This window comes from Mediterranea sp. An20, from assembly GCF_002160055.1.
GTDB classification, from domain to species: Bacteria; Bacteroidota; Bacteroidia; order Bacteroidales; family Bacteroidaceae; genus Bacteroides; species Bacteroides avicola.
The window spans coordinates 57,121-71,146 of sequence record NZ_NFJV01000020.1 but is presented as its reverse complement, the minus strand read 5'-3'; the positions used below and the strand labels follow the sequence as shown (position 1 = coordinate 71,146).

8 protein-coding genes are annotated in these 14,026 nt (G+C 48.5%); 7 read left to right on the top strand and 1 reads right to left on the bottom strand.

Annotated features, from left to right (window positions below; genetic code table 11):
- Positions 1-411: 411 nt before the first annotated feature.
- From B5F34_RS11885 to B5F34_RS11865, 5 genes are all read left to right on the top strand, one after another.
- Positions 412-3,444 (top strand): TonB-dependent receptor, encoded by a 3,033-nt coding sequence (locus tag B5F34_RS11885; protein ID WP_343224316.1) that lies wholly within the window; start codon positions 412-414, stop codon positions 3,442-3,444.
- A 23-nt stretch (positions 3,445-3,467) separates the two neighbouring features.
- Complete coding sequence (locus B5F34_RS11880) at positions 3,468-5,069, top strand: RagB/SusD family nutrient uptake outer membrane protein (RefSeq protein ID WP_087339265.1); 1,602 nt, start codon at positions 3,468-3,470, stop codon at positions 5,067-5,069.
- 34 nt (positions 5,070-5,103) lie between these two features.
- Positions 5,104-5,886, top strand: a complete 783-nt coding sequence (locus tag B5F34_RS11875; protein ID WP_087339262.1) for a hypothetical protein — start codon at positions 5,104-5,106, stop codon at positions 5,884-5,886.
- A gap of 356 nt (positions 5,887-6,242) precedes the next feature.
- A complete protein-coding gene (gene hflX / locus B5F34_RS11870) occupies positions 6,243-7,499 on the top strand; it encodes a GTPase HflX (protein ID WP_087339259.1) in 1,257 nt (418 codons plus the stop codon).
- Between the two features lie 257 nt (positions 7,500-7,756).
- Complete coding sequence (locus B5F34_RS11865; RefSeq protein ID WP_087339257.1) at positions 7,757-9,745, top strand: DUF4954 family protein; 1,989 nt, start codon at positions 7,757-7,759, stop codon at positions 9,743-9,745.
- An 88-nt stretch (positions 9,746-9,833) separates the two neighbouring features.
- On the opposite strand, the gene alaS is transcribed toward B5F34_RS11865, so the two are convergent.
- A complete protein-coding gene (gene alaS, locus B5F34_RS11860; RefSeq protein WP_087339254.1) occupies positions 9,834-12,458 on the bottom strand; it encodes an alanine--tRNA ligase in 2,625 nt (874 codons plus the stop codon).
- A 96-nt stretch (positions 12,459-12,554) separates the two neighbouring features.
- Between alaS and B5F34_RS11855 the strand changes: the two genes are divergently transcribed.
- Together B5F34_RS11855 and B5F34_RS11850 are read left to right on the top strand one after the other, a co-directional pair.
- Positions 12,555-13,523 (top strand): M23 family metallopeptidase, encoded by a 969-nt coding sequence (locus tag B5F34_RS11855; RefSeq protein ID WP_087339251.1) that lies wholly within the window; start codon positions 12,555-12,557, stop codon positions 13,521-13,523.
- A 45-nt stretch (positions 13,524-13,568) separates the two neighbouring features.
- The gene (locus B5F34_RS11850) at positions 13,569-13,985 is read left to right on the top strand and encodes a MerR family transcriptional regulator (protein WP_087339248.1); all 417 of its coding nucleotides are present in this window, start codon (positions 13,569-13,571) and stop codon (positions 13,983-13,985) included.
- Positions 13,986-14,026: the final 41 nt, after the last annotated feature.

The window sequence follows — 14,026 nt, the reverse complement described above, 5'->3', positions numbered from 1 at the left end:
CGGCCATTGATACAACTTAAGAGCTGAAGACCGTTTTTAATAGAATGACAAATCATTTAACCGAAATATGCATAGAAAATCCGGTTCTACAGCCTTCTCATGGCAGTAAGTTCTATGAGTATAAAAGTTTACAAAATACATGGTTTTACCCTTCATTTATGCTCCTCTTCTTGGGTAAGAAAGAAGAACTGCAGAAAGACAAAAACAGGACTGATGTTCCATGACAAAAAGCGAAAAGTAGCATTTGGGTATCACACTGTTCGAATCATATATTCGTAATTCTCTAAATATTACCTCGCTACTCAATAAATGAGTAGCAAAGAGGTAACAATGTCCACCGTTTGCCCTTACTTAAAGGTCTGATATACAGTCGTACGAACTAAGTACCAGGAAATCTCTCATGACTGATAAATTATTATTTTCCAACAAGTTACATACGCACCAAGTTCCGCGGGAACTCTGGTAATCTCTTTCGTGGGTATGCAGACTCAAGAGGTTAACATCCAGCCGAATATGAGTATCATCATGAAAACCAATGCGGAACTGCTGGACGAAGTGATGGTCGTTGCGTATGGCACGGCTAAGAAATCGGCATTTACGGGTTCTGCCACGGTGGTGCATTCGGAAGAGATTGGTAAGATACAATCTTCCAATGTAGCTAATGCTTTGGAAGGAAAAGTAGCAGGCGTGCAGCTGAACAATGCTTCCGGCCAACCGGGTGCCACGACCCCAACCATTCGTATCCGCGGCATCAGCTCCATCAATGCGGGCAATGACCCTTTGATTATATTGGATGGTTCTCCCTATGAAGGCGATTTAAACAATATCAGTACGCAAGATATTGAATCCATGACTGTATTGAAAGATGCTGCTTCCAATGCTCTGTATGGTGCTCGCGGTGCCAACGGAGTTATTATCATCACGACCAAAAAAGGCACTTCCGGTAAAGCTACGGTGACAGTGGATGCCAAATGGGGCAGCAACTCGCGGTCCGCACGTGATTATAATTATGTGAAGAGCCCGGCCCAATACTACGAAATGTATTATGGCGCTTTAAAGAGCTATTTTATGGGACAAGGTCAGAGCGAAGCTACAGCTCATGTGAATGCGAACAACAGCATGACTGGTTCGGGTGACTATGGCTTGGGCTATAATGTATATACAGTTCCTGAAGGACAATACTTAATTGGATCAAATGGAAAGCTAAATCCGAATGCAGTATTGGGCAACGTGGTCTCCTACAATGGACAGGACTATCTGGTGCGTCCTGACAATTGGCTTGATGAAGCTTACAAAACAGGCCTGCGCCAAGAATACAATGTGAGCATTTCCGCCGGTACAGACAAATCTTCATTCTATGCTTCGGTAAGTTACCTGAATAATGAAGGTATTGTAGACAAATCGGACTATGAACGCCTGACTGGTCGTTTGAAGGCTGATTATCAGGTGAAGGATTGGTTGAAGGTGGGGGCAAATATGTCATATACTCACTTCGATACGAACTCACTGGATGAGGATGGCTCTTCCAACTCTTCGGGCAATATTTTTGCTTACGCGACACAAATAGCCCCCATCTATCCGCTGTACATCCGTGACGGCCAAGGAAATATCATGCGGGATAGCAACGATTTTACCATGTACGACTTCGGTAATCGCGATAATGCAGGTCTCACCCGTCCATTCCTGAGCGGTGCAAATCCGTATGCCTCCAATCTGCTTGACACGAACAATAACGAAGGAAATGCCATGACGGCAACCGGTTTTGCTGAAATCCGTTTCCTGAAAGACTTCAAGTTTACATGGACAAGTGGCGTTGCTATTGATGAAACGCGCACAAATGGATACACCAATCCCTATTATGGGCAATATGCTTCATCCAATGGTATAGCTAACAAGTATCACACCCGCCAGCTTTCACACAACCACCAGCAGATTCTGAATTGGAAGCGCAGTTTCGACCGGCATAATGTTGACGTGATGCTGGGTCATGAATCTTTCCGCTACAAATACTATTATTTGTATGCCAGCAAATCCAATTCTTTTGACCCGAATAACATCGAATTGGCCGGCGCCATTACGAATGTGAACAGTTCATCCTATATTGATGATTACAATACAGAAGGCTATTTTGGCCGTGTGCAATATGATTTCAACGAAAAATATTTCCTTTCAGCTTCCTATCGCCGTGATGCCTCTTCTCGTTTCCATCCGGACAACCGTTGGGGTAATTTCTGGTCGGCAGGCGCAGCTTGGATTATTTCCAAAGAAAACTTCTTTAATGCCGACTGGATAGATCTGCTGAAACTTAAGGCCTCATACGGCTCGCAAGGTAACGATAACATTGGTAACTATCGCTATGTAAATACATATAGTATAGTAAACGCGGGAGGTAACCCTGCCGCACTCCCTGAAACAATGGGTAACAAGGACATCACGTGGGAAACAAACGGGAATTTCAATGCCGGTGTGGATTTTGAATTCTTCCAAGGACGTTTCACGGGTACGGTAGAATACTTCTATCGCAAAACCAGTGACATGCTGTTCTCCTTCCCGCTGGCTCCGTCATTCGGTTATACATCGTATTTCGCCAATGTAGGTGATATGCGTAACCAAGGTGTGGAATTAGAATTCAATGGCACACCTATCAAGACCAATGACCTGGTATGGGACATTCGCTTGAATCTGACTCAGTACAAGAATAAAATCACATACCTGCCGGAAGAGCGCAAGACGATGGTAGTGGACGGTGTACCGGGTTACAGTAGCAGCAATTATTATTATGGCGAAGGTGAGCCATTGTACACCTATCGCCTTAAGCGTTATGCCGGTGTGGCAGAAGATGGCCAGCCTCTGTACTATATGAATGTGACGGATAATGACGGCAATGTGACTGGACGCGCCACAACTACCAACTATGATGACGCCGATTATTATTTGTGCGGAACGGCATTGCCTGATGTCTATGGTGGTTTTGGGACCAGCCTCAGCTACAAAGGCTTTGATCTCTCAATAGACTTCACCTATCAATTAGGCGGACAAGTATACGACAGCGATTATGCCAGCATGATGTCTTCACCTACGGCTTCCGGTAAGGGCACAAACTTCCACGCAGACCTGCTGAATGCCTGGACTCCGGAGAATACCTCCTCCAATATCCCCCGTTTCCAGTTTGGTGACCAGTACACTGCCGCTTCGTCGGATCGTTTCTTGACCAGTGCTTCTTATTTGAGCCTGCAAAATATTAATCTGGGCTATACGCTGCCGTCATCGGTTACCAGAAAGATTGATGTGGAGAAAATCCGCATATATGTGACTGCTGACAACATCTGGTATTGGTCCAAACGTCAAGGCTTGGATCCCCGCCAAAGCATCTCAGGTTCCATCACAAACTCTTATTATGCGCCGATGCGTACGATATCGGGAGGAATTACTTTAACATTCTAATCAGAAATCAAACAAAGAACAATATGAAAACGAATTTACATAAAATTGTAATGGGGGTATGCCTTTCTTCGTCCTTGATGATGACAACCGGATGTATCGAAGAAACTTTTCCCACCAGCTCGGCCACGGAAGATCAACTGACAGCTTCTGACATGGCCACATCGGCTATGGTTTGGGCCATGCCGGCTGTTCTGAACAAGTATGCCACTATCGGTGGAAGCTACCACTGGGACTGGGGTTATGGCTCCATCATGCACGTCCGCGACGTAATGACTGAGGATATGGCTGTCATCAGTTCCGGTTACGACTGGTATTCTTCATGGGAACAAAATGTTTATCAGGGTGAAAGCTACATCTACGGACAGTTCATCTGGAATTACTATTGGCAAGCTGTATTGACAACCAACAAATTGATAGGTGCTCTCAATCCGGAAACAGCTTCTGAAGCACAGATGGGCTATTTGGCTGCTGCACATGCTTTCCGCGCCCTATTCTATCTGGACATGGCCCGCATGTATGAATTCCTTCCGAACACAGCAACATCGGGTACCAATGTGGAAGGGCTAACCGTTCCTATCGTGGATGAAAACACCACCGAAGAAGACGCCCGCAACAATCCGCGTGTACCGCGTGCTGAGATGGCAGCCTTCATCTTGGAAGACTTGGACTTTGCTGAAGAGCACATTGAAAAACTGGAAGAAAGAGCCAATACTTTACCTCACTTGGCTGCCGTTTATGGATTGAAGGCGCGGTATTATATGTGGTTGGAGGAATATGCCAACGCGCAGACATACGCCCGTCAAGCCATTGACGCATCAGGTTTGGCTCCTATGACTGAAGATCAGTGTTTGAACACATCGAGTGGATTCAACAATATTGATTGCTGGATATGGGGAGCACAGATGGTAGCAGAGGATGATGTGGTACAGACCGGTATCTTGAACTGGGCTTCATGGATGTGTAACGAAACATCCTTTGGATATTCTGGCCAGCAGCCTTTCCTGCAAATCGGTGCAAGTCTTTACAACAGAATTAGCGACACGGATTTCCGTAAAAAGATGTGGGTGGCACCCGCTGGAACAGCTTTGGAAGGACAGACTGAATTCTTGACTTCGAGCGTATTCGGCTATTTCGGTGACATACTGCCTGAATATGCTTCTGTGAAATTCCGCCCAGCTGAAGGTAATTGTGATGATTTCACCGTAGGAGCGGCTACAGCTTATCCGCTGATGCGTGTGGAGGAAATGTACTTCATCGAGGCTGAAGCTGCCGCTCAACAAGGCAATAACCAGGCGCAATCGATGTTGAACAGCTTTATGACACAATACCGCGACAGCGAATATTCAACCACAGCTACCGGCCAGGATTTGATAGATGAGATTATTTTCCAAAAGCGCATAGAACTATGGGGGGAAGGTTTGACTTTCTTTGATGTCAAGCGTTTGAACATGTCGGTTACACGGGGTTATACCGGTACGAATTTCTCCGATGCCACTCGTTTCAACACCAATGGCCGCCCAGCCTGGATGAATATCTGTATTGTACAGACCGAGAAAAACAACAACGCTGCCTTGATTGGCTATGAAAATCCAGACCCCAGCGGTGTTTATGAGGTTTGGGAATGATAAGTGCCTAAGTTTCACATAAATATTGATAGAAATGAAAAAGATATTCAACTTTGGTTCTGTTGCCTTATCTGTAATATTCGCATTGGGCTTCAGTGCCTGTAATGAAGAAGTAGATTACATCCCGGCCGGGAAGGTAGATGACAACTGTATAAAAGCATCCTTTACGACCGACAACATTTCCACTGAAGTGTCCCCGACTGGAGAGAAAACATTGACTTTGACTGTAGTGCGTGAAAATACGGTCAACGAAGCAACCATCGCTCTCAATGTGCTGAGAAACGATGGGAATGTTTTTCAAATCCCCGAAAGCGTCACATTTGCTCCTGGGCAAGAATCAGTTACGTTCGACATGACATTTCCCAATGTTGAAATTGGCGTAGAGTATACGTACAGCATCGGTCTGGAAGAAACTGTAGTAGATCCGTATTCGCAAAACACATTGGCTACCACTACTGGTACAGTACAAATGATCCAATGGGATTTGTTGGGAACAGGCACACTGTCCTGCACGCTACTGAACAGTACAGCTACTTGTAATGTCTACAAAGCCAGCCACGCTGCCTGGTATAAGGCTGAAGCTCCTGTGGAAGAAGGTATGGACATACTGTTCATCGTAAACGACGACAATAGTGTGACCGTATCCGACCAACCGATATTTACAGATACCAACTACGGTACAGTTTACGTGAACAATACAACCGGTGGCGGCATTTATGATGCAGAAGCCAACATCATCCAGGCCGCATTCTACTACTATTGCTCGGCTGGCTATTTCGGCACATTTGTGGAGACATTGACTTTGCCCGCAGAATAATCCCTGCATAATCCTTTGAACTATTTAAGAGCGGCTTCCCTACAACACATGGGGAGCCGTTTTTTTTGCTATCCCTGGTACCCACAGCGGTATCTCCAGACAAGAACAGGACTAATCTGTAGCCTTAGATGGAGATATACCCGTACAACCGCCATAACCATTAGCCCCACTGTTTTTCAAGACCCCACCCTTGTTTTTGAAAGATATTGCCTATATTTGCACTTGATATAACATTAACATTCGATGAACGACAAGGTAACCTATTGGAATCCCTTCCATGATGGCATTCTAAAAACAGGAATGCAAATATAATGGTTACAACATTCTAAAAAGACAAGGAGAACAACAATATGGCAATGAAAGAATTCGTAATATCCGAGGCCAAGGTGGAAACCGCCATACTGGTGGGACTCGTCACCCAGACGCAGAACGAGCGCAAAACCGAAGAATACCTGGACGAACTGGCCTTCCTGGCCGAAACAGCCGGGGCAAAAGTGGTGAAACGCTTCACACAGAAACTGGACCAGCCCAACTCGGTGACCTACGTCGGAAAGGGAAAATTGGATGAAATAAAGGCATACATCGACAGCGAAGAGGAGGCTGAACGTGAAGTAGGGATGGTGATTTTTGATGATGAACTGTCTGCCAAGCAAATACGCAACATCGAAGGTGCGCTGAAAGTGAAAATACTGGACCGTACCTCGCTCATTCTCGACATCTTCGCCATGAGGGCACAGACTGCCAATGCCAAAACCCAGGTGGAACTGGCACAATACAAATACATGTTGCCCCGACTGCAACGCTTGTGGACGCACTTGGAACGCCAGGGAGGCGGTTCGGGAGCAGGTGGCGGCAAAGGGTCTGTGGGACTGCGTGGACCGGGTGAAACGCAGCTGGAAATGGACCGCCGTATCATTCTGAACCGTATGTCGCTGCTGAAACAACGACTCGCCGAGATAGACAAACAGAAAACTACCCAGCGCAAGAACCGGGGACGACTCATCCGCGTGGCATTGGTGGGATATACCAACGTGGGCAAATCGACTTTGATGAACCTGATGGCCAAGAGCGAAGTGTTTGCCGAAAACAAGCTGTTTGCCACACTGGACACCACAGTACGCAAAGTCATCATCGACAACCTGCCTTTCCTTCTGAGCGATACGGTAGGTTTCATACGTAAGCTGCCTACTGACCTGGTAGACTCCTTCAAGTCTACACTGGACGAAGTGCGCGAGGCAGACTTGCTGCTGCACGTGGTAGACATCAGCCACCCCGACTTTGAAGAACAGATTGAAGTGGTGAACAGGACACTGGCCGATATAGGGGCTGCCGGTAAACCCATGATGATAATCTTCAACAAGACCGATGCCTATACCTACGTAAAGAAGGCCGAAGACGACCTCACACCGAAAACGAGGGAAAACCTTACCCTGGAGGAGCTGATGAATACCTGGATGGCAAAAATGGCAGGCGACTGCATCTTCATCTCTGCCCGCGAACGCATCAACATAGACGAACTGCGACGTGTGGTCTATGCCCGCGTCAAAGAACTGCACGTGCAGAAATATCCCTACAACGACTTCCTGTACCAGTCATACGAGGAAGAGGAATAACCGGGGAAACTTTTGCTCCATAAGTAATCAATCAGAATTAGTTTATATCAAACACAGAGACACAGAGACACAAAGTTCTGTAACTGTCTGTCGGTAAAAATGACGGGAGGTCACAGAGTCCGCGGCTTCGCCGCATACGAGAGAAGGGAAATTAACTCTGTGAGCTATGGACAAGAAAACAAAAGCTCTGTGTCTCCGTGCCTCTGTGTTCAGTATCATTTAATTTTGCACATTTACTGACCATTAACAAGACAGCTATGAATTACCGAAAACTGACAAACCGGGAAATCACCAGCCTGCAAGCACAATCTTGCCTGGCCGATGATTGGGAGAGAATAAGTGTGGCCGAAGGATTCACTACCGAATATGTACACCACACCCGTTTTTCAGGTGAAGTACGCTTGGGTGTATTTGAAAGCGATTTTACCCTGCCAGGGGGAATCAAAAAACATTCGGGCCTGCGACACGTGACACTGCACAACGTAACAGTAGGTAATAACTGCTGCATTGAGAATATCCAGAACTACATTGCCAACTATGACATTGGCGATAGCACATTCATCGAAAACGTGGACCGCATCCTGACGGAAGGTGTGTCGAGATTCGGCAATGGCGTGGAAGTGTCCGTTCTGAATGAAACCGGAGGTCGTGAGGTACCTATCAGCGACAAGTTATCGGCACATATCGCCTATATTATGGCCTTGTATCGGCACCGGCCGTCACTGACCGCCCGACTAAAGGAAATAACAGATTTCTATGCCAGCAAACATGCTTCAGACCGTGGCTGCATAGGCAGCCAAGTAACCATACTGAACACCGGCAGCATTAAAAACGTGCGCATCGGTGACTGTTGTCGCATATCAGGTGCCGGACGACTGTATAACGGCAGTATCAACAGCCGGACCGAAGCCCCTGTACACATCGGACATGGCGTCATCTGCGAGGACTTCATCATATCCAGCGGTTCGCACGTGGATGACGGGGCTATGCTGACACGCTGCTTCGTGGGACAGGCCTGTCGGCTGGGGCACAGTTATTCTGCCTCGGACTCGCTGTTTTTCAGCAACTGCCAGGGCGAAAACGGCGAAGCATGTGCCATCTTCGCAGGTCCCTTCACCGTGACACACCATAAAAGTACGCTGCTCATAGCAGGTATGTTCTCGTTCATGAATGCAGGTTCCGGCTCTAACCAGAGCAACCACATGTACAAGCTGGGACCTATCCATCAGGGCATCCTGGAAAGGGGGTCGAAAACCTCGTCCGACTCTTACATTCTCTGGCCAGCCAAGGTGGGAGCTTTTTCGCTCGTCATGGGGCGTCACGTCAACCACGCCGACACCAGCAACCTGCCCTTCTCCTACCTCATCGAACAGCAGAACACTACCTATCTGGCACCGGGTGTGAACCTGCGCAGTGTAGGAACGATACGCGACGCACAAAAATGGCCGAAACGTGACGGACGAACCGACCCGGACAAGCTGGATTTCATCAACTACAACCTGCTGAGCCCCTACACCGTACAGAAGATGTTCAAGGGACGGGAAATTTTGCTCAACCTGCGCCAGGCTTCAGGCGAACTGTCGGACATCTACTCGTTTCACAGTGCCAAGATACGCAATTCGGCTCTCGTAAAGGGGATACAATTATATGAGACGGCTATCCACAAATTCCTGGGCAACTCTATCATCAAGCGACTGGAAGAAATGCAGTTCCGAAATAATGAGGAAATACGCGCCCGCTTGCGCCCCGACACGGCTACAGGCAGTGGAGAATGGGTGGACGTGGCTGGACTGATTGCCCCGAAAAGCGAAATCGAACGGCTGATAGACAACATTGAAACAGGTAGCGTGAACCGGCTGAAAGACATTAATGCCGAATTCGAACAAATGCACCTCAATTATTACACGTATGAGTGGACGTGGGCTTATGGAAAAATAGAGGAATTTTACGGTATATGTCCGGAGGAAATGACAGCTACCGACATTATCCGCATCGTAGAAAAATGGAAAGAAGCCGTAGTGGGGCTGGACAATATGCTCTACGAAGATGCCCGCAAAGAGTTCTCATTAGCTTCGATGACAGGTTTCGGAGCCGATGGCTCGCGACAGGAGAAAAAACAGGATTTTGAACAAGTGCGCGGTGACTTTGAAAGCAATCCTTTCGTAACAGCAGTACTGAAGCATATCGAAGTAAAAACAGCTTTGGGCGATGAACTTATCGGGCGAATGAAACAGATAGCCGGATAGACAACCCCACATATTAAGCAAAACGCCCGTACAGGCCACTTTGAATGCCTGTACGGGCTGTTTTTCTATACAATCGTGCTTATTTAGTTTAAAGCAATCCGGCCAGTTCCAGCACCTTGTCTACAGCTGCTTTCACGCCATCGGGATTCTTGCCTCCTGCTGTGGCAAAATGAGGCTGTCCGCCTCCTCCACCCTGAATCAACTTGGCGGCTTCCTTCACCAATGCGCCTGCTTTCAGACCATCGGCCACCAGTTTCTCACCCAGCATAACCGTCAGCATGGGTTTACCTTCAAACAAGGTGCCGGCCACGAAACAGAAATTATCGCCCAATTCGCCACGAAGCTGGAAGGCAATGTTCTTCACGGTTTCGGGTGGAGTCATAGGAGCCTCGAAGCGCACCAACTGCACACCGTGTACCTCACGGACTCCCTGCAGAAGCTTGTCCTTCAGTTGTGCTTCTTTCTCCTTGACAAATTCCTCTATCTGCTTCTTCAGCCCGGCATTCTCGTCAATATATTTGTGAATAGCCGTCTTCAAATCAGGAGCGTTGTTGAAAAGGGCGCGCAAGTCACGCATCGTATCTTGGAAGCCATCCAGCATCTCCTCTACCTTGGCGCCGGTCAGTGCCTCAATGCGGCGCACACCGGCAGCAACCGAACTTTCAGAAATAATCTTCACCATGCCGATGCAGCCCGTGGCAGAAACGTGTGTTCCGCCACAGAACTCAACAGAAGAGCCAAACTGAATGACACGCACGTGGTCGCCGTACTTCTCACCGAAGAGGGCGATAGCACCCAATTGCCTTGCCTCCTCAATGGGGATATTCCGGTATTCCGTCAGAGGGATGTTGGCACGGATTTTGGCATTCACCCGGTGCTCCACCTCGCGAAGCTGCTCGTCCGTCACCTTCTGGAAATGGGAAAAATCGAAACGCAACGAATCGGGTGTCACCAGCGACCCCTTCTGCTGCACATGGTCGCCCAACACCTGGCGAAGCGCCTCGTCCAGCAAGTGCGTACACGAGTGGTTGGCTGCACAGGCTGCACGTTTGTCAGCATCCACACAAGCCATCATAGGTGCTTCAGGATGTTGGGGCAACTTCTTGGTGAGATGGATAGGCAGGTTATTCTCTTTTTTCGTGTCGATGACCTCAATGGTCTCGTACTCACTGACCAGCACACCTGTGTCGCCCACCTGGCCACCGCTCTCGGCATAAAAAGGAGTCTTGTCCAATACAATTTGGTAGAGCGTTTGGTTCTTTTGCTTCACTTGGCGGTAACGCAAAATGCTGGTTTCGTATTCCGTATAGTCATAGCCCACGAACTCAGTGGTTCCCTCTTTCAGCGTCACCCAGTCACCCGTTTCTACGGCAGCAGCATTACGTGCACGCTGCTTCTGTTGTTGCATCTCGGCATCAAACTCCTGAATGTCTGCTGTCATGCCGTTTTCACGAAGGATAAGTTCTGTCAGGTCGAGAGGGAAACCAAAGGTATCGTAAAGGGTAAAAGCGTCCTTTCCGCTGATTTCGGTCTTTCCGGCAGCCTTGGCATCAGCCATGGTCTTATCCAACAAGCGGATTCCTGTCTCCAACGTACGGAGGAAAGCTTCCTCTTCTTCCTTCATCACTTTGCCGATAAGCTCCTTCTGCTCATTCAGTTCGGGATAGGCAGCCCCCATCTCCTGAATCAGCACGGGCAAGAGCTTATACATGAAAGCCTGCTTCTGACCGAGGAACGTATAGCCGTAGCGTACTGCGCGACGCAAGATGCGGCGGATGACATAACCCGCCTTGGCATTGCCGGGCAACTGTCCGTCTGTAATAGAGAAAGCAATGGTGCGGATGTGGTCTGCTACCACGCGCATAGCCACGTCTTTCTGCGGGTCAGCTCCATAAGGCGTGCCCGCCATGGCAGCAATAGCCTGAATCATGGGCTGGAACACATCGGTATCGTAGTTGGAAGTCTTACCCTGCAAGGCCATGCAGAGTCGCTCGAATCCCATACCGGTATCGATGACACGGGCAGGCAGGTCTTCCAGACTACCGTCGGCTTTGCGATTGAATTGCATGAAGACCAGATTCCAGATTTCTATAACCTGCGGATGGTCGTGGTTCACCATATCGCGGCCCGGCACCTGAGACTTTTCTTCATCGCTACGCAGGTCGATGTGGATTTCCGAACAAGGACCGCAAGGCCCCGTATCGCCCATCTCCCAGAAGTTATCGTGTTTGTTACCGTTAATGATATGGTCTTTGGGCAGGAATTGTTCCCAATAAGAAGCGGCCTCATCATCGCGTCCCAATCCCTCTTCAGGGCTTCCTTCGAAGACGGTGGCATAGAGGTTGTCGGGATTCAGTTTCAGCACATCCACCAGGTATTCCCATGCCCAGGAGATAGCTTCCTTCTTGAAGTAGTCGCCGAACGACCAGTTGCCCAACATTTCGAACATGGTGTGATGATAGGTATCGTGTCCCACCTCTTCCAGGTCGTTGTGCTTACCGCTCACGCGGAGGCACTTCTGTGAGTCGGCCACACGCTTCCACTGCGCCGGATGGTTGCCCAGAATGATGTCTTTGAACTGGTTCATGCCTGCGTTGGTAAACATCAGCGTGGGGTCATCCTTAATCACCATGGGAGCTGAGGGTACGATGTGGTGTCCCTTGCTCTCGAAGAAACTCTTGAACGAGTCTCTGATTTCATTTGCTGTCAACATACTCTTATTTAGCGGTTAATATTCTCAAAAAAACTGCGCAAAGATAGCTTGTTTTTATTACTTTTGCCGCATATTGACTCGAAATAATTCCCTATCATGCGCAAAGTTTACTACATATACAATCCTCGTACTCAGACCTACGACCGCATCTACCCCACCGTCCGCCAACGTCTGATGAGCCACCTGCGACGCCTGTTTATCGGAATGGGGCTGGGCGCTGCCTGTTTCATTGCACCGCTTATTATCTTCGGTTCGCCGTCAGAGAAAGAACTGCGCAAGGAAAACAGCCGCCTGCAGGCACAATACAACGTACTGTCGCACCGCATGGACGAAGCGATGGGAGTGCTACAAGACATACAGCAACGCGATGACAACCTTTATCGCGTCATTTTCCAGGCCGACCCCATTTCGCCGGCTGTCCGCCAAGCCAGTTACGGAGGCACCAACCGCTACGAGCCGCTGATGGACATGGCCGACGCAGAACTGGTAGTGAACACCACACAAAAGCTGGATGTGCTCTACCGTCAATTATATCTTCAATCCCGGTCGTTTGATGAAGTAGTGGAAATGTGCCGCCAGCACGATGAGATGCTACGCTGCATACCTGCCATACAGCCCGTATCGAACAAAGACCTGAAACAGACGGCCTCTGGATATGGTACACGTGTTGACCCCATCTATGGCACCACACGCTTCCATGCAGGCATGGACTTCTCCGCCAATCTGGGCACAGATGTGTATGCCACGGGCGACGGTACAGTGGTAAAGATGGGCTGGCAGACCGGCTACGGCAACGTTATCATTATCGACCACGGTTTCGGCTATGAGACCTGGTATGCACACCTGCAAGAATTCCGCACCAAACTGGGCAAGAAAGTGGTGCGCGGCGAAGTGATAGGCGGCGTGGGCAGCACAGGAAAAAGTACAGGCCCACACCTGCACTACGAGGTGCATGTGAAAGGACAGGTAGTAAATCCCGTAAATTATTACTTCATGGACCTGAATGCCGAAGACTACGACCGAATGATTCAACTGGCAGCCAACCACGGCAAGATGATGGACTGACAAGACATATCGCCACCAACTATTAACCCCATTAATGAATCCAACGTGCAGAATAAAGACAAGAAACTGAAACTGTATTACTCCATCAGCGAAGTGGCACAAATGCTGGGAGTGAATGAGTCACTGCTACGTTACTGGGAAGACGAGTTTCCCCAACAACTCAAACCCAAACGCGCAGGCAGGAACATACGCCAATACAGTGCCGAAGACATTGAAGCACTCAAACTGATCTATCATTTGGTCAAGGAACGGGGCATGACCCTACAAGGAGCCCGCCAACGCCTGAAGAACAATCGAGAAGGTACCCTGAAAAGTTTTGAGGTGGTAGAACGGCTCAAAGCCATCCGTGAAGAGCTTGTAAACATGCGCGATGCGCTCAACTGCTTTACTTACGAAAGTATGGAAGCACTGAAACAGAACATTGAAACCGCCCAGAAAGAAGAAAAAGACACAGAAGAATAAATACACCAGAGGCACAAAGACCTGAAAGTTTCCTCCCAAAG

What these genes read in the sequence shown, in the direction of transcription:
- B5F34_RS11880 (WP_087339265.1), top strand. Translation starts at nt 3,468, where the DNA reads ATGAAAACGAATTTACATAAAATTGTAATGGGGGTATGCCTTTCTTCG.
- B5F34_RS11875 (WP_087339262.1), top strand. Translation starts at nt 5,104, where the DNA reads ATGAAAAAGATATTCAACTTTGGTTCTGTTGCCTTATCTGTAATATTC.
- hflX (WP_087339259.1), top strand. Translation starts at nt 6,243, where the DNA reads ATGAAAGAATTCGTAATATCCGAGGCCAAGGTGGAAACCGCCATACTG.
- B5F34_RS11865 (WP_087339257.1), top strand. Translation starts at nt 7,757, where the DNA reads ATGAATTACCGAAAACTGACAAACCGGGAAATCACCAGCCTGCAAGCA.
- alaS (WP_087339254.1), bottom strand. Translation starts at nt 12,458, where the DNA reads ATGTTGACAGCAAATGAAATCAGAGACTCGTTCAAGAGTTTCTTCGAG.
- B5F34_RS11855 (WP_087339251.1), top strand. Translation starts at nt 12,555, where the DNA reads ATGCGCAAAGTTTACTACATATACAATCCTCGTACTCAGACCTACGAC.